Source organism: Caulobacter segnis (assembly GCF_003243465.1).
In the GTDB taxonomy this organism is placed as follows: Bacteria; Pseudomonadota; Alphaproteobacteria; order Caulobacterales; family Caulobacteraceae; genus Caulobacter; species Caulobacter segnis_A.
In genome coordinates, this window is sequence record NZ_QFQZ01000017.1 from 1 (window position 1) to 26349 (window position 26349).

The window sequence follows — 26349 nt, forward strand, 5'->3', positions numbered from 1 at the left end:
CTTGAAGTAGGCGACGGCGGCGGCCATTTCGCCGACCTCGTCCTTGCGGCCGAGGGCGGGAATCTCGACGCTGCTGTCACCCGCCGCCAGGCGTCGCATGACGTTGGTGATCACGGTGACGGGCGAGCCGATCGTGGCGGACAGCAACCAGCCCATCAGACCGGCGAAGGCGAGCGACACCAGGCCGCCGACAATCATCGACGTCTTGGCCAAGAGCAGGGAGCCGGCCTGTTCCTTGGTGCGGATCGCGACGCGGGCCACGGCGGCGGCGCGCATGTCTTCTTGCAGAGCGCGCAGCTTGGTCAGGGAAGGCTGGCCGATAATGCCAGCGGCCTGTTCTCGGCCCGCGGGGGCGCTCATGGCGGCGAGCGTGGGCTCGACGACGTCGCGGCGCCATTCGGCCATGGCCGCCCGGATCTTCTGGGCGCGCTTCTTCTGTGGGGCTTGGGTCGTCTTGGCTTCGAAAGCGTCGAGCGCCGCGTCAAAGTCCGAAGCCTGCTTCTTGTAAGTTTGCAGCGCGCCGGGATCGTTGCGAAGGACGTAGGCGCGCAACGAATTCTGCTGCTCTTCCGCCAAGGTGGCCATGGCCTCGGCCTTGGCGGCCAGCGTCAGGGCGCGCTGGCTGGAGGTGGAGGCGTCGTCGATCTTGTTAAGGCTAACCAAGACCACGATGGCCGACGCCACGAAAACAAGGATCAGCGTTCCGAACGCGAGCGTCAGCTTTGCGGATATCTTCAGGTTTTGGAACTTCATGGCCTAGCCCCACCGACAACACTGAGTGTCGTCGTTAGGGGCTAAGCCTTAACTTTACGTGGCGGTAAGGGCCTGTCGGGTCGTTCGCCGGCGCCTAGAGGTGCGACAGGATGACGCTGCCCATTTCGGCCGTCCCGAGGCTGCCGCCGAGGTCGCGCGTTCGGGCGCCCTGGTCGAGCGTCGCCTTGACGGCGGCCAGGAGGGCGTCGGCGGCCTCGACCTGTTTCAGCGACCAGCGCAACGCCATTTCGAAAGACAGGATGGCCGCCAGCGGATTGGCGACGCCCTTGCCGGCGATATCGGGCGCCGAGCCGTGGATCGGCTCGTAGAGGCCGGGCGTGTTCGGATCGCCGATCGCCGCCGACGGCAGCATGCCCAGCGAGCCCGTGAGCATCGCGGCCGCGTCCGACAGGATGTCGCCGAACAGATTGTCGGTGACGATGACGTCGAACTGCTTGGGCGCGCGCACCAGCTGCATGGCGCAGTTGTCGGCCAGGATGTGCTCGAGCTGGACGTCCGGATATTCGCGAGCGTGCAGCTCGGTGATCACCTGCTTCCACAGCAGGCCCGACTCCATGACATTCGACTTCTCGGCCGAGTGGACCTTGTTGGTCCGGCCGCGGGCCAGTTCGAAGGCCACGCGCCCGACGCGCTCGATCTCGCTGGTCGTGTAGACGGCCGTGTCGAAGCCCTTCTTCTGGCCGTCGGCCAGGGTCTCGATCCCGCGCGGCTGGCCGAAATAGACGCCGCCGACCAGTTCGCGGACGAACATGATGTCCAGGCCCGAGACCAGCTCCGGCTTCAGGCTGGACGCGCCGGCCAGGGCTTCGAAGCAGTAGGCCGGGCGCAGGTTCGCATAGACGTTCATGGCCTTGCGCAGGTTCAGGAGGCCGGCTTCGGGACGCAGGTGACGCGGCGCCTCGGCCCACTTGGGGCCGCCCACCGCGCCCATCAGCACCGCGTCGCTGGCGATGGCCTGGTCGCGCACCTCGTCCAGCAGCGGCGTGCCGTGGGCGTCATAGCTCATGCCGCCATAGGGCGCTTCCTCGACCTTGAGGTCCGGGGTGAGGGCGGCCGCCACGCGGCGCACCTCGGCGCAGACTTCCGGGCCGATGCCGTCGCCGGGCAGGAGCAGCAGGGTGGACATGAGCTTCTCTCTTAGATCTTGCGGTAGGCGGAAACGTCGAAGGACTGCAGGTCGCGGCCGTGCACGCCCAGCGCGGCGCAGGCGGCGCGCCACGCGGCCATGTGCGGCGTGGCGCGATGGAATTCCAAGGCGGCCTCGCTCTCGAAATGCTCGTAGACCCGGATCAGGCCGGGGTCGAGCGGGTCCTCGGTCAGGGCGTAGTCCAGACAGCCCGGTTCGGCGCGCGTACCCTCGACCTGGGCGCGGAGATGCGGGCGCAGATCGGCGAGGCGCTCGGGGGCGATACGGATCGTGCCGGCGAGGATCAGGGTCATGAACTGGATCAAAGCCCCAAAAATCCGTGTCATCCCGGACGCGCAGCGATCCGGGGCCCAGGGGCGGCGGCTGTGCGTTCGCCCCTGGGTCCCGGCTCTCCGCTGCGCTGCGGCCGGGATGACACGCTATTGTTAGATCAAGCCTCCAGCCAGGGCTGGCTGATGGCGCGCTTGCTCTCGAACACGTCGATGTCGGTCGCGTGCTGCATCGTCTCGCCGATCGCGTCGAGACCTTTCAGCATCTTCTCCTTGCGGACCGGATCGATCTGGAAGCTGAAGGTCTTGCCCGACGGCGAGACCACGGTCTGGGCTTCCAGATCGACGCTGACCATGTGGTTGCCGCCCTTGGCCTCGTCCATCAGGACCGCCAACTCTTCCGGCGTCACGACGACCGGAAGCAGGCCGTTATTGAAGCAGTTGTTGAAGAAGATGTCGGCGAAGCTGGTCGAGATCACGCACATGATCCCGTAGTCCATCAGGGCCCATGGCGCATGCTCGCGCGAGCTGCCGCAGCCGAAGTTGTCGCCGGCGATCAGGACGCTCGCGCCTTTGTACTCGGGCCTGTTCAGCACGAAGTCGGCGATCTCGTTGCCGTCGGCGTCAAAGCGGAAGTCGTAGAACAGGCCCTTGGCCAGGCCTTCGCGCTCCACGGTCTTGAGGAACTGCTTCGGGATGATCTGGTCGGTGTCGATATTGGCCAGCTCCAGCGGCGCGGCGCGGCCATCGAGGCGGGTGAAGGCCTTCATTGGGCGGTCTCCGAGAGCAGGGTGCGAACGTCGACAAGGTGGCCCGCGATCGCCGCCGCGGCGGCCATGGCCGGCGAGACCAGGTGCGTGCGGCCCCCGCGGCCCTGGCGGCCCTCGAAGTTGCGGTTGCTGGTGGCGGCGCAGCGCTCGCCGGGCTGCAGCTTGTCGGGGTTCATGGCCAGGCACATCGAGCAGCCCGGCTCGCGCCAGTCGAAGCCGGCGGCCTTGAAGATGGCGTCGAGGCCCTCGGCTTCCGCTTGCTCCTTCACCAGGCCCGAGCCCGGCACGACCATCGCCTTGACGTGGGGCGCGACGAGGCGGCCGTGCAGGAAGGCTTCCTGCACCACGGCGGCGGCGGCGCGCATGTCCTCGATGCGGCTGTTGGTGCACGAGCCGATGAAGACGCGGTCGATCTTCGCCTCGGTGATCGGCTGGCCGGCGGTCAGGCCCATATAGTCCAGGGCCCGGTGGGCGGCGGCGCGCTTGTCAGGCGTGGCGAAGCTTTCCGGATCCGGAACCGTGCCGGTGACCGGGATCACGTCCTCGGGGCTGGTGCCCCAGGTGACCATCGGGACCAGGGCCGAGCCGTCGATCACGACGGTGCGGTCGAAGACGGCGTCCTCGTCGGTGAAGAAGCTCTTCCAATGGCTCACGGCCATATCCCACGCCGCGCCCTTCGGCGCCGCCGGCTTGCCCTGGATGTAGGCGAAGGTCTTCTCGTCCGGCGCCACCAGGCCCGCCTTGGCGCCGCCCTCGATGGTCAGGTTGCAGAGGGTCATGCGGCCCTCCATCGACAGGCCGCGAATGGCCTCGCCGGCGAACTCGATGACGTAGCCGGTGCCGCCGGCGGTGCCGATCTCGCCGATCACGGCCAGGGCGACGTCCTTGCCGGTCACGCCCGGCGCCAGCTGGCCGTCGACGCGGACCAGCATGTTCTTGGCCTTCTTCTGGCGCAGGGTCTGGGTCGCCAGGACGTGCTCGACCTCAGATGTGCCGATGCCGTGGGCCAGGGCCCCGAAGGCGCCGTGGGTCGAGGTGTGGCTGTCGCCGCAGACGATGGTCATGCCCGGCTGGGTGCGGCCCTGCTCGGGGCCCACCACGTGGACGATGCCGTTGCGGATATCGCCCATCGGGAAGAACTCGATGCCGTTGTCGGCGACGTTCCGCGCAAGGGTCTTGAGCTGCAGGCGCGCTTCCTCGTCCTTCACGGCGTCCACGCCGAGCGCCTGGCCCTCGGTCGGGATGTTGTGGTCCGCCACGGCGAGCGTGCGGTCGGGACGGCGCACCTTGCGGCCGGCCGCGCGAAGGCCGGCGAAGGCCTGCGGCGTGGTCACCTCGTGGATCAGGTGCAGGTCGATATAGAGGATCGCCTCGCCGTCGGCTTCGCTGACGACGTGAGCGTCCCAGATCTTGTCGTAAAGGGTTTTACCGGACATGGCGGGGATATAGGGCGGATCGTGCGCCAAAATCCAGTGGCCCCGGCTCGACGCGACAAATTCTTGCGTTCGATCGTCGCTGGGCGGCCAGAAAGCCAAAGGGCGCGCCCGTCTTGCGACCTGCCGGCGCGCCCTAGCATCATTTTCAGCCTTCGGGGGCCGATGGGCTCCGCCCGAAGAGGGCCGTCCGCTAGAAAGAAGACGGTCTGGAAGCCCGGGCGACAGGCGCCGGGGGTAGTACGATCATCTCACGGAACGCGGGTTTGTCAATCTTTGTGCGAACGCACGCAAGCTTGACCTCTATTCGCTCGCGCGGGCCAGGGGAGACGCCCTCGGCGTTTCCAGCGGCGCCATGGCGGCGTATCGCGCGATCAGGGGATCGGCCGCCGCCTGCGCCAAGACCCAGTCGCGGAAGGCGGCGATCTTGTGTCCGCGCGCCCGCTCGGTCGGGTAGGCCAGCCAGTAGCCTCCGCTATACCGGGCGACCACGTCGAAAGGCATGAGGAGGCGTCCCTCCGCCAGTTCGCGCGCGAAGAAGATCGGCGAGCCCAAGGCCGCGCCCTGATCGGCCAGGGCGCTGGCGACTTCAAGCGTCTGGGCGTCGGAAGTGAGGCGTGGCGCCAGGCGGTCGTCGATCGCAGTGACGCCGGCGGCTTGGAACCATTCCTCCCATTCGCGCGCCACGCCAACACGCGGAACGTCCAGCAGGTCCTCCGGGCGTGACAAGCCGCCGATCCGCTCCAGGAAGCGGGGCGAGACCAGCGGCGTCTGCACCGCGGGAATGAGGAAATGCGCGGTCATGCCGGGCCATCGGCCCTGGCCGCCGCGGAGGGCGATGTCGAGGCCCTCGCGCGCGAGATCGACCACCCGGCTCGAGGCCTCGAGCCGCACGGCGATGCGGGGATGCGCGATCTGGAACGCGCCGAGCCTTGGCGCCAGCCATTGGCCGCCGAGGCTCTGGACGGTCGTGATCGACAGCACGCCCTCCTCGGTCTCGACGAGGTCGGAGATCGCCGAGCGCAGCAGGGACATCGCTTCCGTCGCCGCCCGCGACAGCCGCTCGCCGGCCGGCGTCAAGGCGACCTCGCGCGGCAGGCGGTTGAACAGGGGCTGGTCGAGCCGTTGCTCCAGCGCCTTCACCTGCCAGCTGACGGCGGCCTGGGTCATGCCCAATTCGCCGGCGGCGCGGGTGAAGCTCTTGAGGCGAGCGGCCGCCTCGAACACGCGAATGGCGCTGAGGGGCAGTCGGGCGAGGATGTCTGACATAAGCGCAGCCTATGGATAGCCAAGGAGGTCGCGTTTGTCATCTGTTCGCCGAACAGCGAATTTCCGATGCGGTTCAGGCAAAGGAAGTCGGCGATGATGGACACCGCTCTCCAGACCCATAAGGAAAGTTCTTTCGGTTGGCTCGCGGCGCTGCAGGCGTTCTGGCGCGCCCTCCGCACGCCTTGTCCGGCCCGCAAATATCCTCGCCTGATCGCGCCGCGATGAGGCGGCGGCTGCGCAGCCAAAGAAAAAGGCCCCGGCGTTTCCGCCAGGGCCTCGATCTTTCGCGATGACGACGAAGATTACTCTTCGGTCGCGGCGGCCTTCGGGCCACCGGCGCGTTCGGCGATACGGGCCGACTTACCGCGACGGTCGCGCAGGTAGTAGAGCTTGGCGCGACGGACGACGCCGCGACGCTTGACTTCGATGCTTTCGATGCTCGGCGACAGCAGCGGGAACAGACGCTCCACGCCTTCGCCGAACGAAATCTTGCGGACCGTGAAGCTCTCGTGGACGCCCGTGCCGGCGCGGGCGATGCAGACGCCTTCGTAGGCCTGGACGCGCTCGCGCTCGCCTTCCTTGATCTTCACGTTGACGCGCAGGGTGTCGCCGGGACGGAATTCCGGGATCGCGCGGGCGGCCAGCAGACGGGCCGATTCTTCTTGCTCGAGCTGAGCGATGATGTTCGCAGCCATGATCTTTACTCCTTGGGCTTACCCGTTTTCGGGTCGCCTTTTGCCTGTTGATTGGCGAGGTGGGCCTCCCAGAGATCCGGGCGCCGCTCGCGGGTCGTCTCTTCACGCATACGCTTGCGCCATTGGTCGATCCGCTTGTGATCGCCCGACAGCAGCACCTCGGGGATGTCGAGCCCTTCGAACGTCCGCGGCCTGGTGTACTGCGGATGCTCGAGGAGTCCGTCCTCGAAGCTTTCTTCCAGCGTGCTCTCGATATTCCCCAGAACCCCCGGGGCCAGTCGAACGCACGCCTCGATCACGACCATCGCCGCCGCTTCGCCACCGGCGAGCACGGCGTCTCCGACCGAGACCTCCTCGAACCCGCGGGCGTCGAGCACCCGCTGATCCACCCCCTCGAAGCGGCCGCACAGCACCACGATACCGGGCGCCTTGGACCACTCCCGCACGCGCGCCTGGGTCAGGGGCCTGCCCCGGGCGCTCATGTACAAAAGCGGCCGCCCATCGAGCTCCACACTGTCGAGCGCAGAGGCGATGACGTCCGCTTTGAGCACGGCTCCCGCGCCGCCACCCGCGGGGGTGTCGTCGAGGAAGCCGCGCTTATCCTTGGAAAAGGCTCGAATGTCCAGCGTTTCCAAGCGCCACAGGTCCTGTTCCTTCCAGGCGGTCCCGATCATCGAGACGCCGAGCGGGCCAGGGAAGGCCTCGGGGAACATGGTCAGGACGGTGGCGGTGAACGGCATGGGCGCTGTTTAGCCGCAGCGGGCCCGAGAGTCGAAGGGCCGTGGGCGCGACCGCTTCGACGACCTCGGTCGCTGTGTCTTAGGCCAGCTTGATCTCGCGCAGGCGCTGCTGGAGGAATTCGTCGGCGGTGATCGACTCCGGATAGCGATCCGGGTTCTCGGCCGTCACGCAGTTCGGCAGCGTCTTGATCTCGTAGTCCGAGGCGAAGTGCAGGAAGAACGGCGTCGAATAGCGCGCGAAGCCCCGACGCTCCGGCGGCGGGTTGACCACACGGTGGACGGTCGACGGCAGCACGTGGTTGGTCAGGCGCTCGAGCATGTCGCCGATATTGACGACCAGGCAGCCGGGCGGCGGGTTGATCGGCAGCCACTGGCCGTCGCGGTCTAGCACCTCCAGCCCGCCTTCCTCGGCGCCGAGCAGCAGGGTGATGGTGTTGATGTCGCCGTGGGCGCCGGCGCGCACGCCCGTGGCGTCCAGCGGGATCGGCGGATAGTGCAGCAGGCGCAACACGCTGTTGCCGTCCCTGACGGTCGGCGCGAAGAAGTTCCGGTCCAGCTTCAGATAGGTGGCGATGGCTTCCAGCACCTTGCCGCCCATGCCGTCGAGCGCGTTGTAGAGCCAGCTGACGTCGTGCTTGAAGGCCGGGATCTCGGCGGGCCAGACATTGTCGGCCATGTGGGCGCGGAACCGGTGGCCGGGCGGCAGGTCGCGGCCCATGTGCCAGAATTCCTTGAGGTCGTAGTGGTCGGCGCCCTTGGCGGTCTCGACCCCGAACGGGATGTAGCCGCGCGCGCCGCCCTTCACGCCGGCATATTGCTTCTTGGTCTCGACGGGCAGGGCGAAGAAGGCCTTGGCGGCGTCGACGGCGGCGTCGATGCGCGCTTGATCCAGGTCATAGTCCGAGAGAACCGCGAAGCCGTAGCGTTCGAAGGACGCCCCCAGCTCCTGGGAGAAGCGCGTGAAGTCCTTCGCATAGAGCGAGAAGGAAACCGGAGCGATGGCGGAGTTGGACACGTCGACGGGCCTTGGATCTGCGAGCTTCTGAATGAGTAAGTCCCTTCTTACTACACCGCGCAAAGACTGACGCGAAGGGCGTTCGTCTCACGGGCGGCCTGGGAGCGGAACTTGACCATAAGTCGGGCGTTTGCCCGTCTGACCTTGATCTACAACAAACGCACGAGGGTTGCGATGACGCGCAAGTTTGCTCTGGCCGCCGTCCTGGTGGGCGCGAGCGCCCTGGTCGCCTGCACGACCACCGATCCCTATACCGGCATGCCGGTCCGGAACAATACGGGCACGGGCGCCCTGGCCGGCGCGGCCGGCGGGGCCTTGCTCGGCTATCTGACCAACACCAACAAGGGCGAGCAGGGCCGCAAGAACGCGCTGATCGGCGCGGGCATCGGCGCCTTGGCCGGCGGCGCCGTCGGCAACTACATGGACCGCCAGCAGGCCGACTTCCGTCGCAGCCTGGAGGGCTCGGGCGTGATGATCCGGCGCAATGGCGACCAGATCGTCCTGGTCATGCCCAGCGACGTGACCTTCGCCGTCGACCGCTCGGACGTGCAGCCGCAGTTCACCCGGGTGTTGGACGACGTCGCCCGCACCCTCAACGCCTATTCCCAGACCACGATCGATGTGGTCGGCCACGCGGACTCCAGTGGACCCGACGAGTACAATCAGGTCCTGTCGGAGCGCCGGGCCAGCGCCGTCGCGGCCTATCTGACGAACCAGGGTCGGGTGCTGCCGGATCGGATCTTCGTCGCCGGCATGGGCGAGCGCCAGCCGATCGCCGATAATGCGACGCCCGCGGGCCGGGCTCAGAACCGCCGCGTCGAGATCGTCCTGCGTCCGCTGACCCGCTGAGTTCGGCCGCTTCGGGCCCTTACGAGCACGAAGCGGTTGCTTTTCGCCCTCGTCGTCGCCAAGTCGTCACGTTCGAACAGCGCGAGGACGACGTGGCCAAGACTGCAAGCGATAGCGTCAGCCTGACGCGGCAGGCCTACGCCCTGACCGACGATCTGATGACGCCCAAAGCGGCGATCTACTGGATCGACCTGCTGGTCTCGGCGGGCCTGATGTGGGGCGGCTTCCTTCTGGCCGCCAGCACCTCGAGCTTGGCGCTCGGCCTCGTCGCCGGTCTCGTCAGCGTGCTGGCGCTCTATCGCGCGCTGAGCTTTATCCATGAGCTGACCCATATCCGCGACGACGAGGCGCCGGGCTTCCGCCTGGGATGGAACGTCCTGGTCGGCGTGCCCCTGATGACGCCGTCGCTGATGTACGAGGGCGTGCACAACGTCCACCACGTGAAGGACCGCTTCGGCACGGCGCTGGATCCGGAGTACCTGCCGCTCTCGCGCTATACGCCGCTGTCTCTGGCGGGCTTCCTGTTCGTCGCGCTGCTGGCGCCGCTCGGCGTGCTGATCCGCTCGGCGATCCTGACGCCGCTCTCGTTCCTGATCCCGCCGCTGCGCCGCTTCGTTCAGCAACGCCTGTCGGCGCTGGTCATCAATCCCGACTTCGTCCGCGAGGACATGACGAAGCTCCGGCCCGCCTGGTTGATCCAGGATATCGCCTGCTGGCTGTGGTCCTGGACGATCATCGCCGCGACGCTGCTCGGCGTTCTGCCGGTGCGGTTCGTGCTGACGGGCCTGGCGATCTTCTCCATCGCCACCTTCGTCAACCAGGCGCGCACCCTGGTCGCCCACCACTGGGACAACGACGGCGGCAAGATGACCCTGGACGAGCAGTTCCTCGACTCGGTCAACGTCCCGCCGCCGAATCTGGCGTCGGAGCTCTGGGCGCCCGTGGGCTTGCGCTATCACGCCTTGCACCACCTGCTGCCGCGCCTGCCCTACCACAACCTTGGCAAGGCCCACGCACGGTTGGCGAAGGCCCTGGCCCCGGATTCTCTCTATCACCGCGCGTCGCAGAAAGGCCTCTTCGAGGCGCTCGCGGCGCTCTTCCAGCGGGTCGCGCGCAAGCCCGCGCTGGCGTCGCAAGGACCGCACGCGGCCGAATAGGCCGCGCCTCGGCTACTCGGCGCCCTCCTGCTGGGCGCGCTCGCGCAGTTCTTCGTCCAGGCTGGCCGTGTCCCACGCCCCGCCGGCGTCGCCAGGCCGCATGCGGTGCAGGTCCGCGTCGAGCAGTCGGTCCATGGTCTTGGCGGCGTCGCGCGAGGCCAGGATGTAGGCCTCCTCCTGTCCCCACATCGGGCGAAGCTCCTCGAACACCCGACGGTCGTGACGGCGGAAGAAGGCCGCGGCGCGGTGGGCGCGGTGGGCGCGGAAGCCCAGCTTCTGCAGCGCCGTGGCGCCGAGGGCGAGGGCGGACTCGAAGGTCTCGCGCTCCACCGCGTCCGCGCCGTTGGCCAGCAGGTCGTAGGCGTGGCGACGATCCCAGGCTCGCGCCAGGATGACGAGGTTGGGGAACGCCTTGCGCGCCGTCTCGACCAGCTCGACCGTCTTCTCGCGATCATCCAGGGCGACGATCAGCATCCGCGCGCGATCGGCGCCGGCCTGGCGCAGCAGGTCGAGCCGCGTGGCGTCGCCATAGTGAACGCGGCGGCCAAAGCGGCGCAGCAGCTCGATCTGTTCGATGTCGCTGTCCAGCACCGTCGACTTGAAGCCATTGGCCGACAGCAGGCGGCCGGTGATCTGCCCGAAGCGGCCGAAGCCGGCGATGATGATGTCCGGCTCGCCCTCGTCGAAGTCGCCGGTGTCGGGCGTCACGTCGGGGATCGCTGCGTCCATCAGGGCGGCCACGCGCTCGTAGAGGATCATGGCCACTGGCGTCAGGGCCATCGAGACGGCCACGGCGGCGGTCAGCAGCGCCGCCAGCGGCGCCCCGATCACCCCGGCCCCGACCGTGAAGCTGAGCAGTACAAAGGCGAACTCGCCGCCTTGGGCGAGGGCGGTGGCCACGGCCATGGCCCCGCGCTTGGGGGCGCCGAACAGGCGGGCGAGGCCATACATGACCAGGAACTTCAGGATCATCAGGCCGAGCACAAGCCCGGCCAGGATCAGGGGCTGCCGCGCCACGAGCGGCAGGTCGACGCCCGCGCCGACCGTGATGAAGAAGAGACCGAGCAGCAGGCCCCGGAACGGCTCGATGTCGGTCTCCAGCTCACGGCGGAACTCGCTTTCGGCCAGCACCACCCCCGCCAGGAAGGCCCCGAGGGCGGGCGACAGGCCCACGATCTGCATCAGGCTGGCCACCGCGACGACGATCAGCAGCGCCGAGGCGGTGAAGATCTCGCGCAGGCGCGCCTTGGCGATGAAGCGGAACACCGGGCGCACCAGATAGCGGCCTCCGCCGACCACGGCCGCGACCGCGGCGAACACCGACAGGCCTTGGGCCCAGACGGGCAGGTGAGCGACGAGGTTCCCGCCGCCGTGACCGCCGGCCTCGGTGTGAGAGGCCGGGGCCACCGTGGCCAGCAAGGGCAGGAGGGCGAACAGCGGAATGACCGCCAGGTCCTGCAGCAGCAGCACCCCGAACGCCGCCCGGCCGACGGGTCCCTGCCTCAGGCCCTTCTCGTCGAGGGTCTGCAGCACGATCGCGGTGGAGGACATCGCCAGCACGAGGCCGACGGCGAGCGCCGTCTGCCAGGGCAGGCCCAGGGCGAGCGAAGCGGCGGCGATGGCCAGCGCCGTTCCGACCACCTGCGCGCCGCCCAGGCCGAAGATGGCCTTGCGCATGTCCCACAGCATCGACGGCCTGACCTCGAGGCCGATCAGGAAAAGCAGGATGACCACGCCGAACTCGGCGAACTTCATGACGTCGGCCTGGGCGCCGACCAGCGACAGGGCGTAGGGGCCGATGACGACGCCGGCGATCAGGTAGCCGAGCACCGAGCCCAGCCCGAGCCGCTTGGCGATCGGCACCGAGACGACGGCCGCGCCCAGATAGACGAGCGTCTGGGTCAGGAAGTTTTCCATTTAGCCCTTGGCCTCCGCGCGGGTCGGCAGCAGCGAGGCCACGCGGGCCTTGTAGCGTTCAGCCTCGGCCTTCAGGGCGGCGTCGTCTTTCACCGATGCGCCGTGAACCACGAACGGCGTCTCCCAGTCCATGCCGCACAGGTGGGCGGTCTGTTCCAGGGGGCGCAGGAATTCGTCCATGCTGAAGCGATTGTAGCCGTGGGCGTGATAGGCCTTGGCGGTGCCGCCGGTGGTGCAGGCCACGAACAGCTTCTTGCCTTTCAGCGCCTCGGCGCCGTCGCCATAGGCGAAGCCGTGCAGCCACACGATGTCCAGCCATTCCTTCAGCAGCGACGGCGTCGAGTACCAGAACAGCGGGAACTGCAGGGCGACCACGTCATGCGCCACCAGGGCGGCCTGCTCGGTCTCGATGTCTACCACGAAGTCCGGATAGGTCTCATAGAGGTCCTTGAACGTGACGCCGGAAAGGCTCTTGGCCGCCTTGGCCAGCGTCCGATTGGCGCGCGAGCGTTCAAGCGCTGGATGCGCCAGCACCAGAAGCACCCCGGAGGTGGCGGGTGTCACCGAGCCGGTGTTAGCGTCGGACATCAGGCGGCCCTTCTGGAAAAACAATTCATCAAGGGTTGAATTTCTTCTTGGCTCGGGCGACACGCTTCGCCCAACACCCGACTAGCAGGTCGGGACAAGGGAGACACCATGGTCGACAAGGTGAAGACAGACGCCGTCGAGGCCCTGGCCGGGCTGCTGAAGGACGGCATGACCATCATGGCCGGGGGATTTGGCCTCTGCGGCATTCCGGAGAACCTGATCGCGGCGATCCGCGAGGCGGGAACGAAGGACCTCACGGTCGTCTCCAACAATTGCGGTGTCGACGGCTTCGGCCTGGGCATCCTGCTGGAAAACCGCCAGATCAAGAAGATGGTCTCGTCCTATGTGGGTGAGAACAAGCTGTTCGAACAGCTCTACCTGTCCGGCGAACTGGAGCTCGAGTTCAATCCGCAAGGCACCCTGGCCGAGCGCATTCGTGCGGGCGGCGCGGGCATCCCCGCCTTCTTCACGCGCACCGGCTACGGCACGTTGGTGGCCGAGGGCAAGGAAGTCCGCGAATTCGACGGCGAGATGTACGTGATGGAGCGGGGCCTCACCGCCGACCTCGCGATCGTCAAGGCCTGGAAGGGCGACGCCGAGGGCAACCTGATCTACCGGAAGACCGCGCGGAACTTCAATCCGATGATGGCCACGGCCGGCCGCGCCACGGTGGTCGAGGTCGAGGAGCTGGTCGAGATCGGCGCCCTCGACAAGGACGCCATCCACACCCCCGGCATCTATGTCGACCGCATCATCAAGGGCGCGAAGTTCGAGAAGCGCATCGAGCGGGTCACCACTCGCCAGAAGGAGACCGCGTAATGGCCTGGACCCGCGACGAGATGGCGGCCCGCGCCGCCAAGGAGCTGCAGGATGGCTTCTACGTGAACCTCGGCATCGGCATCCCGACCCTGGTCGCCAACTACATTCCCGAAGGCATGCACGTGACGCTGCAGAGCGAGAACGGCATGCTGGGCATGGGGCCGTTCCCCTATGAGGGCGAGGCTGATCCCGACCTTATAAACGCCGGCAAGCAGACGATCACCGAGCTGGACTCGAGCTCCTATTTCAGCTCGGCCGACAGTTTCGCCATGATCCGCGGCGGTCACATCGCGCTGTCGATCCTGGGCGGCATGCAGGTGGCGGAGAACGGGGATCTGGCCAACTGGATGGTGCCGGGCAAGATGGTCAAGGGCATGGGCGGCGCCATGGATCTCGTCGCGGGCGTCAAGCGCGTGGTGGTGGTCATGGACCACTGCGAGAAGTCGGGCGCGCCCAAGTTCCTGAAAGCCTGCACCCTGCCGCTGACCGGCGCCGGGGTTGTCGACCTCTTGATCACCGAGCTCGGCGTGTTCGAGATCAATCGCGGCAAGACGCCGGTCCGGCTGATCGAGTTGGCCCCCGGCGTTTCGGTCGAGGACATCACGGCCAAGACCGAGGCGGCGTTCGAGACGGCGCTCTAGCGTCGTCTCTTTCGGACTATCGCCGCTTCGGCTCCGGCGGCAGCCCGGTGACGGGATCGCGGGGCAGGGGGGCGAAGCCCTCGGCGACGAACAGGTCGATCCGGCGCGAGCGCTTCTTGTCGAGGCGCACGCGGGAGATCTGCAGGCCGGACGTCGCCTTGAAGTCCTGCTCGATCTCCGGGCGATAGCCGCCCTCGAGGCTGACGATCAGGGCGCGGCGGCCATAGGCGGCGTTCAGCGGCACCTCGGTCTCGGCCTGGTTTTGGGGCGAGGCCTCGTGCACCCACATCCGTAGCGGCGGCGCGCCGGGCCGCCCGAAGTAGTCGCGGCCGTAATAGGCGGCGGCGTTGTAGAGGAAGCGGTCGTCCATCGCGACGGCGGTGACCCCGCCGCGCAGCGCCTGCTCCTCGCGGGTTCGCTCGATGACGGCCTGGATGGTCTGGTCCCAGCCGCGCACGCGCTTGAAGCCGTTCGACAGGCCCACGGCGTCGGCGGCGCGCGGATTGACCATGCAGACGACGAAGAACGCGGCGAACACCGCTTGCAGCGCCAGGCCGCCGACCAGCCAGCGGCGGGCGTTCCAGCGCAGCAGCCATCCCGCGGCCAGCACCGAGCCGGCGACGAAGGACGCGCCGGCCCAGTTGGCGTTGGCGCGCGAGACGAAGGCCTCGCCCGCGACGATGACCAGCGGCGGGGCGCTGAAGCACAGCAGCAGAAGATCCGGCGATTGCACCTTGCGCTTGATCCCCAGCCAGATCGCGCCGCCCAGCAGAACGCCAAAGGGGATTGGTCCGAACACCCCGAACTGGGAGATCACGAACTCGCCCAGCTCGCGGACATTGAACAGGTGCGCGCCCCAATTGGCGTTCGAGGCGGTGTGCTTGACCGTCGAGAAGTGGTGGCTGGCGTTCCAGGCGAAGTTCGGCGCCAGGGTCAGGACGAAGGCCAGGGCGAACAGCACGATCGCCGCCGCGCACCAGCGATGGCGCGCTTCCTTCGAGATCAGGGCGTGCAGGACGATGCTGCCGAGCGCATAGATCGCCGCGTATTTAGAGAGGAAGGCCAGGCCCAGCGTCACGCCCATTCCCGCCGCTACGAAGTAGCGACGTGGCGCATAGGCCTCGGCCAGGTCGACATAGGCCCAGATCGTCAGGGATAGGAAGAACAGCAGAGGCGCGTCGGTGGCGATCAGGCCCGAGGACAGCACCACGCCCGGCATCAGGCTGTAGATGGCCGCTGCGACCAGTCCGGACCATCCGCCGTACAGGCGCCAGGCGATCCTGTGGACGACGAGGGCCGTCGCGCCATGCAGCAGCGGCGCCGACAGCCGCACCCACGCCTCGGCGTCGCCGCCGATCTTGGTCGTCAGCCAGATCAGCCAGGCGATCATCGGCGGCTTGGAGAAATAGCCGAACGCCAGCTCGCGCGACCACAGCCAGTACTGGGCCTCGTCCGGATAGAGCTCCAGCGGCGTCGCGAACAGCGCCGCAAGACGCACGAGCGTCAGCCCCGCCACCATCAGCAGGGTCAGCCGCCAGGCGCGGCCTTCGGCAGTTTGCGGGGCGGGAACGAGCGTGGGGGTCATGACGCCTGATTAAACAAGTAAGAAAAATCTGACCAATTGTTCCGCGTTTCCGGGGCATTGTGACAGTTTCTGGGCGGGCGTGGCCTTTCCGTCACCAAACCTTTGAATAAGCCGCGTAAAGACCGCCTAGATCGCGCCGCATTTCCGATCATGCGGCGTCCGGAATAACGAGGGGTTTAACATGAATTCGATCCAGCGGCTCGCCGGTGGCGCTGCTCTGGGCGTGCTTGCCCTGGCCGCCGCCAGCGCGGCCTATGCTCAAGAAACGACCTCGGCCGTTCGCGGCGTCGTCACGGCTGACGGCGCGCCTCTGGCCGGCGCCACGGTCACCATTCTGCACACGCCCTCGGGCACGCGCTCGACCACCGTCACGGACGCGAGCGGCGCCTACGACGCCCGCGGCCTGCGCGTCGGCGGCCCTTACGACATCACCGTGCAGTCGGGCAGCTACGAGCCCAAGAAGCTCACCGGCGTCTATCTGAGCCTGGCCGAAACGGCCCGCGTGGACGTCGAGCTGGCCAGCACCGCGGTCGAGGAAGTCCTCATCACCGCCAGCGGCACGCGCGACAACGAGTCGGGCCCCAAGACGGTCCTGAACCGCGACGCCATCGAAGGCGTCGTTTCGGTGGCTCGCGACGTTCGTGACCTGGCTCGCCGCGACCTGCTGGTCTCGCAAAACATCCGGAACGACGGCGGCATCTCGATCGCCGGTTCGAACCCCCGCACCAACCGCATCACGATCGACGGTGTCTCGGCCCAGGACCCCTACGGCCTCGAAACCGGTGGTCTGCCCACCGCGCGCGGCCCGATCTCGCTGGACGCGATCGAACAGTTCAGCGTGGCCGCCGTCCCGACCGATGTCGAGAACGGCTCGTTCACCGGCGGCGCCCTGAACATCGTCCTGCGTTCGGGCGGCAACAAGTTCCACGGCTCGGCCTTCTACAACTACCTGAACGAAGGCCTGGTTGGTAAGCACATCGGCACGACCCGCGTCGCGCAGATGATCAGCCAGAAGAACTTCGGCGGCTTCCTGTCGGGCCCGATCTGGCGCGACAAGCTGTTCTTCGCCGTGTCGTACGAAAAGTACCAGACGCAGGACACGACCAATACGGGTCCCGCCGGCGCTGGCTTCGCCAACAGCTTCACGAACAACGTGACGCAGGCGGCCATCGACCAGATCGTGGGCATCTATAACACCAACTACGCCAGCGATTACGAAGTCGGCACGATCCTTCGCACCACCCCGGTCGTCGACAAGAAGTACTCGGCGAAGATCGACTGGAACATCAACGACAACCACCGCGCCAGCCTGACCTACCGTCGCGCTGACTCGGTTTTCACGTCGCGGACGGACCTCGGCTCGACGACGGCGGCGCTGGATTCGCACTGGTATGACGCCAGCTACCGCGATGAAGGCACCACGCTGGAAATCAACTCCGACTGGACCAAGCGCCTGTCGACCACCCTGCGCGCGACCTACCGCGACTGGGTGAAGGGCCAGATGCCCAAGAGCGGTCAGAACTTCTCGGACATCACTGTCTGCGTCGCGCCGAACGCCGACACCAGCCCGACCAACTCGACGATCCAGAGCTGCGCGACCGGCTTCGGCACCGTTCGTTTCGGTCCGGACCTGAACCGTCACGCCAACCGCCTGGACATCCAGGAAGCGGTGTTCCAGGGCACGGCCACCTATTCGCTGAACGAGCACGTCTTCAAGCTGGGCTATCAAGGCTCGAAGAAGGAAGTGTTCAACGTGTTCGTGCCGAACTCGCGCGGCACCTACTACTTCGACTCGATCGCCGACTTCCAGGCCGGCCGCGCCAGCTCGCTGACCTACAGCAACTCGGTGACCGGTAACGCCGACGACGCGGCGGCCGACTTCAAGTACTGGCTGCACTCGGTCTACGCGCAGGATGCGATCGACGTCACCGACGACATCAAGGTCACGGCGGGCTTCCGCTATGACTGGATCAAGATGGACGATAAGCCCGGCGAAAACCCGAACTTCGTCTCGCGCACCAAATTCACCAACACCAAGACGCTCGACGGCCTGGGCATCCTGATGCCGCGGGTCTCGGCCAACTGGAAGGTGAACGACCGTATCAAGGTGAGCGCGGGCCTGGGCCTGTTCTCGGGCGGTCAGCCCGAAGTGCTGTTCGCGACGCCGTTCTACAACAACGGCTACCAGATCGCCGGCGCCACGATCCGCCGCTGCATCACCGCCGCCGCCAACTGCACGGGCGCCAATGGCTATCTGGAAGCGTCGACGTCGTCCGCGGTCACGCCGGGCTTCAACGCCTCCGTCGGCTCGGCCGCCTTGGACAACCTGAACAGCTTCGCGAAGTTCGGCTACGAGATCCCGACCCTGGTTCGTCAGTTCCAGGAAGGCAAGCTCGCGGGCACGCCGGGCATCAACCCGAACAACGAAGTCATCGCGCTTTCGCCGGCCTTCCGCCTCCCGGCCGAATGGAAGCTCTACTTCAACGGTTCGTGGGACGTGTGGAACGGTTGGCGTCTGGACGCCCAATATGTGGCGACCCAGGCTCAGAACGCCGTGACCTTCGTCGACTATCGCGCCCAGCCGCTGACCGTGAATGGCCAGCAGCAGTACACGCCGGACGGTCGTCCGCGTTACGACGGCCTGACGCTCACGGCGCAGCAGCGCGCCCAACAGGGTATCACCTCGACCAATCCAGGCGACAACCGCGACCTGATCGCGGTCAACACCGACAAGGGCGAGGCGTTCACCGCCGCCGTCGGCTTGTCGAAGTCGTTCCGCTCGGGCGTCGACTTCGCCGTGGGTTACGCGCGTCAGAACATCGACGAGTCGAACGCCGGCCTGCGCTTCGGCACCACCGCCGGCTCGCTGTACAATAGCGTCCCGGCCGGCATGGACCCGGCGCGTGACGCCTACGGTCGCGGCCTGGAAGAGATCAAGAACCGCTACAAGCTGGAACTCGGCTATCGCAAGAAGTTCTTCGGCGACAACGAGACCCGCATCAGCCTGTTCGGCGAGCGCACCACGGGCCGTCCGTTCGGCTTCACGATGCAGGACGCCGCTTCGGGCCGCAGCCAGGTGTTCGGCGTGAACCGCGCCGCGCAGCTGCTGTACGTTCCGGATCTGTCGGCCGCTTCGGCGACCAACCCGCTGCAGTACGGCAACGTGTTCTTCAGCGACGCCGCGAACCGCGACCGCTTCATCGCCTATGTGAACCAGTTCGGCCTGAAGCAGGGCGTGCTTGAGAAGTATTCGAACCGCAACAAGGACCTGAGCCGCCTCGACCTGCAGCTCAGCCAGGAACTGCCGACCTTGGTCGACGGCCACAAGCTGAAGGTCCAGGTCGATATCCGGAACCTGCTGAACCTGATCGACCGCGACTGGGGCAAGGTCGAGGAGTACTCGGACGGCACCACGCTGGCGCGCGTGTCGTGCGTGACCTCGACCGGCGCCGCCCTGACGCCTGGCGTCAATGGCGCCGCCTGCCCGGCCTACCAGTACTCGAACGTTCCGACCGCGATCACCAAGAGCCGGAACATCAGCCAATCGCTCTGGTACGCCCAGGTTTCGCTGCGTTACGAGTTCTAAGGACCCGCAACGCCGATACGGCATCAAGAGAAGGGCGGTCCCTCGGGGCCGCCCTTTTTCTTTGTCATCGGGGTTTGCTAACTAGGCTCCGCTTGACCCCAGGCTCCGGAGGGGCCATCTGCGCCCCCTTCGTTTCTCCGACCGCCTTCATTGGACCTTCGAATGACCGTGATCGTCCCCGCCGAGTGGGCTCCGCACCGCGCCATGTGGGTCGGTTTTCCCAGCCACGCCGAGCTGTGGCAGGAAGACCTGGAGCAGGCCCAGCAAGAGGTCGCCGACCTCGCCCGCGCCCTGGCCGGTCCCGGCGGCGAGCGCGTGCGCCTGATGGTGGTCGGCGACGAGGCCGAGGCCGCCGCCCGCGCCCTGCTGTCCGACACCACGGTCGAGATCGTCCGGGGCCAGTTCGGCGACATCTGGCTGCGCGACACCGGCCCGATCTTCTTCGACGACGCCGGCAAGGCGGTCGCCGCGGGCTTCCAGTTCAACGGCTGGGGCGGCAAGTACAGCCTGGAAGGCGACGACATCGTCGCCGAGCAGATCGCCGCCGCCTCGGGCGCCCCGCTGGTCCGCAACGGCTTCATCCTGGAAGGCGGCGCCCTCGACCACGACGGCCTGGGCACCATCCTGACCACGCGCCAGTGCCTGCTGAACGCCAACCGCAACGCCGGCTGGGACGAGGCTTCGGCCGCCGCCGCCCTGGCGGGGGCGCTGGGCGCCAAGAAGGTGCTGTGGCTGGGCGACGGCCTGCTGAACGACCACACCGACGGCCACGTCGACAACCTGGCCCGCTTCGTCGCGCCGGGCGTCGTCGCCTGCCCGATGGCCTACGGCGCCGATGATCCGAACGCGGAGGTCTATGCCGAGACCGCCCGCCTGCTGGCCGGCATGACCGACAGCCGGGGCTCGCCGCTGCAGGTGGCGCGCATCCCCTCGCCCGGCAAGATCCTGGACGAGGACGGCGAGCCGATCCCCGCCTCGCACATGAATTTCCTGATCGCCAACGAGGCGGTCATCGTGCCGATCTACGCCGAGGAGTCGGGCGCCTTCGCCGTCGAGGTGATCAAGGGCCTGTTCCCCGAGCGCCAGGTCATCGGCCTGCCGTCCACCGCCATCCTGACCGGCGGCGGTTCGTTCCACTGCATCTCGCAACAAGAGCCGGAGACCGCCTGATGGCCCGCACGCTCAGCGTCGCCGCGATCCAGACCTCGTACGGCATGGATCTGCAGGCCAACATCAAGAAGACCGAAGGCTTCATCCGCGAGGCCGCGGCCAAGGGCGCGCAGGTCATCCTGCCGTCCGAGCTGTTCCAGGGGCCGTATTTCTGCGTCGCCCAGGAGGAGCGCTGGTTCGCCGAGGCCCATCCGTGGCGCGAGCACCCGGTGGTCAAGGCGATCGCGCCGCTGGCCGGCGAGCTGGGCGTCGTGCTGCCGATCTCGATCTTCGAGCGCGAAGGCCCGCACTACTTCAACAGCCTGGTCATGGCCGACGCGGACGGCTCGCTGATGGGCGTCTATCGCAAGAGCCACATCCCCGACGGTCCCGGCTACATGGAGAAGTACTACTTCCGGCCCGGCGACACCGGCTTCAAGGTCTGGAACACCCGCTTCGGGCGTATTGGCGTCGGCATCTGCTGGGACCAGTGGTACCCCGAATGCGCGCGCGCCATGGCGCTGATGGGCGCCGAGGCCCTGTTCTATCCGACCGCGATCGGCAGCGAGCCGCATGACCCCAGCCTCGACACCGCCCTGCCTTGGCGGCGGGCGATGCAGGGGCACGCCGTCTCGAACGTCATCCCGGTGATCGGCGCCAACCGCATCGGCTTCGAGCCTTGGGACGGCTATCCGAACGGCGGCCAGACCTTCTATGGCTCGTCCTTCGTGGCCGACCATCGCGGCGACCTGGTCTCGGAACTGGGGCGTTCGGACGAAGGCCTGGTCAGCGCGACCTTCGATCTGGACTTCCTGACGACGCACCGCGCCGCCTGGGGCTTCTTCCGCGACCGCCGGCCGGAGTTCTATTCGGCCCTGTCGAGCGGCCGCCCGGCGTGATTGCCACCGACCGCCTGACCTTGCGTCCGGCGGTGGACGCCGACCGCGACGCCATCGCCGCGCTGAACGCCCATCCCCGGGTAGGCGCGTGGCTCGGCGGCGTGCGCGATCGCGCCGAGAGCGACGCCTTCGTCGATCGCGTCCAGGCCCACCAGGCCGAGCACGGCTTCGGCTTCTGGGTGGTCGAGCGCCGGGCGGACGCATCCGTCGTCGGCATGACGGGCATCTGGTGGACGCCGCCGGAGCTCGGGCTTGGCCGCATCGTCGAGATCGGCTGGCGCTTCCTGCCCGAGGCCTGGGGTCAGGGCTACGCGACCGAGGCGGCCAAGGCGGCGCTGGCCTATGGCTTCGAGACCCTCGGACTACCCGAGATCATCGCCTTCACCGCCCGCACGAACCTGGCGTCTCAGGGCGTCATGCGCCGCATCGGCATGAGCCATGAGCCCGCGCACGACTTCGATCATCCGGGCCTGGCGGAGCATCACCCGCTCCGCGCGCACGTCGTCTACGTCGCGAGACCCTAGACGCCGCATCCCGTCGGCGGGCCGCTCGCCTTCGAGGCGGCCACCTCGGCGCGCGCCTTGGCCAGATCGGCCATGAAGGCGGGGTCGTCATGCAGGCGCGTGACCAGCGCCGATCCGAGATAGCGGCCAGCCTCGACGTCGCTCTGGAAGTGAACCCCGCAGATGATCCGGCTGTCGCCGAACGCCTTGCCGCGCGCCAGCACGGGAGAAGCCTTCTCCGGGACCAGCTCGGCGATCACCGAGGCCCAGGCCCAGCCGATCAGGCCGTGGCCGGAGGGGTAGGAGCCGTCAGTGCCGATCCAGGATTCGCGGGGCACGCAGATCGGCGCCTGATTGCCGACGGGCGGACGAGGGCGCTGGTAGACGCGCTTGGCGGGTTGGTAGATGCGGGCCGCGTCGTCGGTGATCCGTAGCAGCATGTGGGCCAGGGTCGGCGTCGCCTCGGTGCTCAAGGTCACGCCCGCCGCGCAGGAGAAGCTCTTCAGGCCGTTCTTGCCGGACAGGTCCGCATCGGCGATCGCCTGCGTCCAGGCCGGGGTGTTGACGAGCTTGCGGGTCTCCTGGAACTGCCGGCGCTCGGCCGTCGCGCGCGGAGAGCCCGGCTCGGGCGGCGGCCCGATGATGGCGGTCGCGTCGATCCCGCCGTTTCCGACCAGATAGCCGGCCGGCGGCTTCGTCCATCCCGCCGACGGGGGCGTGGTGGCGACGGGGCCGGGCGAGGTGTCGAAGCGCGCGCACCCCGCCAGGAGCGCAACGGCGGCGATCAGCACGAAACGAGGCATGGCGTGTGTCCTGCATGTCATCCGCTCACAGAACGAGCGGTAAATAGCGCGTCAAGGGCGTCAATAGCGCGAAAGCGGATTGACGGAGGGATATGTTATTTCATAACAGCGAACTCGTGGCCGCTCCCCCCGGCCAAGTCGTACCTGTTTAGGACCTTCCATGCTTCGTCGCGCCGTCCTTTCCGCCGCGAGCCTCGTCGCGCTCGCCGCCGCTGCTTCCGCCCACGCCGAGACGCCTGCCGCGCCCGCGCCTGCTCCCGACGACACCGAGGTCTCCAAGGTGGTCATCACCGCCGCGCCCTACGCCGTGTCGCTGGATACGGTGACCAGCAGCGTCAATATCGTCACGCGCGACCAGCTGGACGTCGCGCCGCCGGCCGGCCTGGGCGACATGCTGAACGGCCAGCCGGGCCTGCGCTCGACCGCCTACGGCCCCGGCGCCAGCCGTCCGATCATCCGCGGCCTGTCGGGTCCCCGAGTGATGGTGCTGGAGAACGGCGTCGGGCAGGTCGACGCCTCCTCGCTGTCGCCCGACCACGCCGTCGCCTCGGACCTCGGCGAGGCCGCGCGCGTCGAGGTGCTGCGCGGACCTTCGACCCTCGCTTATGGCGGCTCGGGCATCGGCGGGGTGGTCAACATCATCGACGATCGGGTGCCTTCGAGCCCCGCTCACAACGGCTTCGAGGGCCGGCTCGCCGGTTCCCTGTCGTCGGTCGACGACGGCAAGTCGATCAATGGCTCGGCCAAGTTCGGCAAGGGCCCGCTGGTCTTCGCCATCGACGCCGATCACCGCAAGAGCAGCGACTACGACGTCCCGACCACGCCGGTTTCGCCGCGACTGGCCGCGCGCGATGGCCTGACGCCGGATCCGGACAAGACCGTCAAGAACACCGACGTCGAGATGGACGCCTATGGCGCGGGGGTCTCCTATGTTCATGACAGCGGCTACCTCGGAGTCTCGGTCAAGAAGACCGACACCACCTATGGCGTGCCCTATCTGCAGATCCTGGCGCCCATCGACCCGAACGCCGAAGGGCCGGTCTCCATCCACCTGCAGCAGACCCGCTACGACCTGCGCGGCGAGCAGGACGTCGATCTTGGTCCGTTCGACAAGGTCCGCCTGTCGGCCGGGCACGCCAAGTACGAGCACGCCGAGGTCTCGGTCGAGGATGGCGAGGTCGGCACCCGCTTCCTGTCCGACGGCACCGAGGGCCGGCTGGAGCTGGTTCAGAAGGAGCGCGACGGTTGGCAGGGCGCGGTGGGCTTCCAGGCCCTCGAGCGTCACTTCGAGGCGATCGGCGACGAGGCCTTCGTGCCGTCGACCGACATCAAGGAATACGGCGTCTTCACCCTGCAGCGCCTGGACAAGGGTGACTGGGGGATCGACGCGGGCCTGCGCTTCGATAGCCGAGAGCTGAAGACCGACTTCACCAAGCGCTCGTTCGACAACGTCTCGGCCTCGCTGGGCGTGTTCTACAAGCCCGCCGACCACCAGTTCGTGGCGCTGACCCTGTCGCGCAACGGCCGCGCCCCGACCGAGTTCGAGCTGTTCGCCAACGGCCCGCACCCGGGCACCGGCGGCTACGAGGTCGGCGACGCCACCCTCGACTCCGAGAAGGTGACCTCGCTGGAAGCCACCTATCGCTACACGGGCGACCGCCTGCGGGTGGAGGGCCACCTGTGGGGCGCCCAGTACGATGGCTTCATCGAGGAGAAGCCGACGGGCGCCGTCGAGGACGACCTGCCGGTGTTCCAGTACTTCCAGACCAACGCCAAGTTCCATGGCGCCGAGCTCGAGACCTCGTACGTCGCTTGGCGCGGCGGCGAGAACGCCCTGAAGCTTGAAGGCGTCTACGACTGGGTCCGCGGCTCGACCGACCTCGGCATTCCGGCGCGCGTGCCGCCGTGGGCCCTGACCGGCCGGGTCGTCTGGACCGCCCCGCGCCTGGAGGCCCATGCCGAGGTTCGGCGCGTCGCGAGCCAGAATCGCGTCTCGACCTTCGAGCTGCCCACCGACGGCTACACCCAGGTCAACGCGATGGTGACCTTCAAGCCGTTCCAGGATCCGGCCCTTCGCCTGTTCGTCGACGGCCGCAACCTGACCAACGAGACCATCCGCGAGCACGCCTCGTTCCTGAAGGACTTCGCGCCCGGGGCGGGCCGTTCCGTCCGCGCCGGTTTCGCCTGGCGCTTCTAGCGCCGGTCGAAGGCGGGCTCTCGAACAGCCCCTAGAGCGCCCGCCACGCGCCGGGGCCCGGCTCCTCCCACCGCCGGGCTCCGGACTCGCCTACGACGGCGGCTAGATTGCCGCGTCCCGATGGATCGGCTAGAACCGCGAGCCTTTGCGGTCGTCTTCGAAGTGTTCGAGCGCCCGTTTCCAATTTCTGTCGTAGAGCTCTTCATGACAACGACCCAGTCCGCCGGCGAAATCACCGGCAACGTCCTGTTCTACAATTCGCCCGAGCCGCTGAACCGCGAGCAGCACGCCAAGCTGGCGCTGGTGCACAAGGAAAAGCCGTATGCGTTCGCCGCCGGCGGCACCGCCATCCCGCTGACGGTCTCGGAGTTCGCCCCGGCCGCCCTGACCTTCCCCGTGATCTTCGCCGGCGAGGACAAGGTTCCCCTGGCCGTGATGGGCCTGAACCAGCAGGAAAACCTGTTCATCGCCGCCGACGGTTCGGTCGAGCCGAACGTCTACATCCCGGCCTATATCCGTCGCTATCCGTTCGTCCTGGCCAATGACGACAGCCAAGGCCGCCTGATCGTCTGCATCGACCGCGGTTCGGACCTGCTGGCCGAGAACGGCCAGACCCCGCTGTTCGACGACAAGGGCGAACCCACCGAATACACCCAGAACTGCATCAAGTTCTGCGACGACTTCGAGGGCGAGCGCCTGCGCACGGACTCGTTCGTCCAGCTGCTGAAGGACCTGGACCTGTTCGAGCTGAAGAAGGCCCAGTTCCAGCCGCAGGACGAAACCGGCGCCGCCGTCGGCGAACCCGTCACCGTCGCCGAGTACTTCGGCGTCTCGGAAGAGAAGCTGAACAACCTGTCGGCCGAGAAGCTGAAGGAGCTGCAGCAGAACGGCGCCCTCGCGCAGATCTACGCGCACCTGGTGTCGCTGCTGGGCTGGGATCGCCTGATCAACAAGACCATGCTGAAGCAGGCCGAAGCCGCGAACCTGAACTAAGGTTCGGCGTCAGCTTGAACGAGAGGGCGGCGGGGCTTCGGCTCCGCCGCCCTTTTGTTTAGCGCGCGAAGATGCTGCGGGTCAGGCACGAGAAGACGAGGCGGCCGGCCTCGTCCAGCAGGTCGTGCTGGGCGATGACGATGCCCTTGCCTTCGCCGACCGGGTCCTTGCCCATGATCGTCATCCGGCCGCGCAGCAGCTCACCCACCGGCGGATTGCGCATCCAGCGCAGGGCGTCGACGCCCAGGCGCTTGGTCTGCGGCCAGGCGGCGCTGGCCTCGGTGTCGAGGCGGGTCCAGATCGAGAAGACCATGCCGTCGGGCGCACCGTTCTCGACAGGCCAGCCGGGCGAGAACGCGGTGATGAACGCTTCGAGCGCCTTGGCGTCGACGGCGCGCGTTCCCAGCGAAACGACCTGGCCGATCTCGATGTCGTCGAATGCGGCGGGCATGGGCGGCTCCGGTTGATTCCTCGTCCGACTGTCGGGTGCGTCTTGACCATTGTCGAGAGCGCCAAGCCGGGCCATGTGTGCTGGGTTGTCGTTTTCACAA

At 67.6% G+C, this 26349-nt stretch carries 24 protein-coding genes and 1 pseudogene; 10 read left to right on the plus strand and 15 right to left on the minus strand.

Annotated features, from left to right (window positions below; all coding sequences use genetic code 11):
- The 10 genes and pseudogenes from DI526_RS07560 to DI526_RS07605 all read right to left on the minus strand — a co-directional run.
- Positions 1-753, minus strand: a 753-nt coding sequence (locus DI526_RS07560; RefSeq protein ID WP_304276182.1) for a CHASE3 domain-containing protein, incomplete at its 3' end; no start/stop codon positions are given.
- A gap of 94 nt (positions 754-847) precedes the next feature.
- Positions 848-1900, minus strand: a complete 1053-nt coding sequence (leuB, locus tag DI526_RS07565) for a 3-isopropylmalate dehydrogenase (protein WP_304276184.1) — start codon at positions 1898-1900, stop codon at positions 848-850.
- 11 nt (positions 1901-1911) lie between these two features.
- The gene (locus DI526_RS07570; protein WP_304276187.1) at positions 1912-2214 is read right to left on the minus strand and encodes a putative quinol monooxygenase; all 303 of its coding nucleotides are present in this window, start codon (positions 2212-2214) and stop codon (positions 1912-1914) included.
- Positions 2215-2230: 16 nt separating this feature from the next.
- Positions 2231-2344: pseudogene (locus tag DI526_RS07575) on the minus strand (hypothetical protein); the annotation flags it as partial.
- 7 nt (positions 2345-2351) lie between these two features.
- Complete coding sequence (gene leuD, locus DI526_RS07580; protein ID WP_304276189.1) at positions 2352-2960, minus strand: 3-isopropylmalate dehydratase small subunit; 609 nt, start codon at positions 2958-2960, stop codon at positions 2352-2354.
- A complete protein-coding gene (gene leuC, locus DI526_RS07585) occupies positions 2957-4396 on the minus strand; it encodes a 3-isopropylmalate dehydratase large subunit (RefSeq protein WP_304276191.1) in 1440 nt (479 codons plus the stop codon). The genes leuD and leuC overlap by 4 nt, the downstream gene beginning before the upstream one ends.
- Positions 4397-4696: 300 nt before the next feature.
- Positions 4697-5662 (minus strand): LysR substrate-binding domain-containing protein, encoded by a 966-nt coding sequence (locus DI526_RS07590; RefSeq protein WP_304276193.1) that lies wholly within the window; start codon positions 5660-5662, stop codon positions 4697-4699.
- Between the two features lie 302 nt (positions 5663-5964).
- Positions 5965-6357, minus strand: coding sequence for a 50S ribosomal protein L19 (gene rplS / locus DI526_RS07595; protein ID WP_304276194.1), 393 nt, complete (start codon positions 6355-6357; stop codon positions 5965-5967).
- Positions 6358-6362: 5 nt separating this feature from the next.
- Positions 6363-7097: a tRNA (guanosine(37)-N1)-methyltransferase TrmD gene (gene trmD / locus DI526_RS07600; protein WP_304276196.1), complete on the minus strand. Its 735-nt coding sequence runs from the start codon at positions 7095-7097 to the stop codon at positions 6363-6365.
- Between the two features lie 79 nt (positions 7098-7176).
- Positions 7177-8112, minus strand: a complete 936-nt coding sequence (locus DI526_RS07605) for an isopenicillin N synthase family oxygenase (protein ID WP_304276197.1) — start codon at positions 8110-8112, stop codon at positions 7177-7179.
- A 174-nt stretch (positions 8113-8286) separates the two neighbouring features.
- Here DI526_RS07605 and DI526_RS07610 point away from each other — a divergent pair, with 174 nt between their 5' ends.
- Positions 8287-8961, plus strand: a complete 675-nt coding sequence (locus DI526_RS07610; RefSeq protein WP_304276199.1) for an OmpA family protein — start codon at positions 8287-8289, stop codon at positions 8959-8961.
- Between the two features lie 92 nt (positions 8962-9053).
- A complete protein-coding gene (locus tag DI526_RS07615; protein ID WP_304276201.1) occupies positions 9054-10118 on the plus strand; it encodes a fatty acid desaturase in 1065 nt (354 codons plus the stop codon).
- Positions 10119-10130: 12 nt separating this feature from the next.
- Here DI526_RS07615 and DI526_RS07620 read toward each other — a convergent pair whose 3' ends face one another.
- Both DI526_RS07620 and DI526_RS07625 read right to left on the minus strand, forming a co-directional pair.
- Positions 10131-12035 (minus strand): monovalent cation:proton antiporter-2 (CPA2) family protein, encoded by a 1905-nt coding sequence (locus DI526_RS07620; protein WP_304276203.1) that lies wholly within the window; start codon positions 12033-12035, stop codon positions 10131-10133.
- Complete coding sequence (locus tag DI526_RS07625; RefSeq protein WP_304276205.1) at positions 12036-12623, minus strand: NAD(P)H-dependent oxidoreductase; 588 nt, start codon at positions 12621-12623, stop codon at positions 12036-12038. It abuts the gene before it with no gap.
- A gap of 108 nt (positions 12624-12731) precedes the next feature.
- On the opposite strand from DI526_RS07625, the gene DI526_RS07630 reads away from it, so the two are divergent.
- Together DI526_RS07630 and DI526_RS07635 are read left to right on the plus strand one after the other, a co-directional pair.
- On the plus strand, positions 12732-13442 hold the full coding sequence (locus DI526_RS07630) for a CoA transferase subunit A (protein WP_304276206.1): 711 nt from the start codon (positions 12732-12734) through the stop codon (positions 13440-13442).
- Positions 13442-14083, plus strand: a complete 642-nt coding sequence (locus DI526_RS07635) for a 3-oxoacid CoA-transferase subunit B (protein ID WP_304276208.1) — start codon at positions 13442-13444, stop codon at positions 14081-14083. Before DI526_RS07630 ends, DI526_RS07635 begins: the two co-directional genes overlap by 1 nt.
- A 16-nt stretch (positions 14084-14099) precedes the next feature.
- Here DI526_RS07635 and DI526_RS07640 read toward each other — a convergent pair whose 3' ends face one another.
- Positions 14100-15668: a glycosyltransferase family 39 protein gene (locus DI526_RS07640; RefSeq protein WP_304276209.1), complete on the minus strand. Its 1569-nt coding sequence runs from the start codon at positions 15666-15668 to the stop codon at positions 14100-14102.
- Between the two features lie 181 nt (positions 15669-15849).
- Here DI526_RS07640 and DI526_RS07645 point away from each other — a divergent pair, with 181 nt between their 5' ends.
- From DI526_RS07645 to DI526_RS07660, 4 genes are all read left to right on the plus strand, one after another.
- Entirely contained in the window at positions 15850-19254 is a 3405-nt protein-coding gene (locus tag DI526_RS07645) for a TonB-dependent receptor (RefSeq protein ID WP_304276211.1), read from the plus strand.
- Between the two features lie 162 nt (positions 19255-19416).
- Positions 19417-20424, plus strand: a complete 1008-nt coding sequence (locus DI526_RS07650) for an agmatine deiminase family protein (protein WP_304276213.1) — start codon at positions 19417-19419, stop codon at positions 20422-20424.
- Positions 20424-21302 carry an N-carbamoylputrescine amidase gene (aguB, locus tag DI526_RS07655; protein ID WP_304276214.1) on the plus strand — a complete coding sequence of 293 codons (879 nt, stop codon included), beginning with the start codon at positions 20424-20426 and terminating at the stop codon, positions 21300-21302. Before DI526_RS07650 ends, aguB begins: the two co-directional genes overlap by 1 nt.
- A complete protein-coding gene (locus DI526_RS07660; protein ID WP_304276216.1) occupies positions 21299-21826 on the plus strand; it encodes a GNAT family N-acetyltransferase in 528 nt (175 codons plus the stop codon). Before aguB ends, DI526_RS07660 begins: the two co-directional genes overlap by 4 nt.
- On the opposite strand, the gene DI526_RS07665 is transcribed toward DI526_RS07660, so the two are convergent.
- Positions 21823-22608, minus strand: coding sequence for a phosphatase PAP2 family protein (locus DI526_RS07665; RefSeq protein WP_304276218.1), 786 nt, complete (start codon positions 22606-22608; stop codon positions 21823-21825). The two genes, DI526_RS07660 and DI526_RS07665, sit on opposite strands and share 4 nt — an antisense overlap.
- A gap of 160 nt (positions 22609-22768) precedes the next feature.
- Between DI526_RS07665 and DI526_RS07670 the strand changes: the two genes are divergently transcribed.
- Positions 22769-24805, plus strand: a complete 2037-nt coding sequence (locus DI526_RS07670) for a TonB-dependent receptor (protein ID WP_304276220.1) — start codon at positions 22769-22771, stop codon at positions 24803-24805.
- Between the two features lie 204 nt (positions 24806-25009).
- Entirely contained in the window at positions 25010-25798 is a 789-nt protein-coding gene (locus DI526_RS07675; protein ID WP_304276222.1) for a SapC family protein, read from the plus strand.
- A gap of 58 nt (positions 25799-25856) precedes the next feature.
- Here DI526_RS07675 and DI526_RS07680 read toward each other — a convergent pair whose 3' ends face one another.
- Positions 25857-26249 carry an acyl dehydratase gene (locus tag DI526_RS07680; RefSeq protein WP_304276224.1) on the minus strand — a complete coding sequence of 131 codons (393 nt, stop codon included), beginning with the start codon at positions 26247-26249 and terminating at the stop codon, positions 25857-25859.
- Positions 26250-26349: the final 100 nt, after the last annotated feature.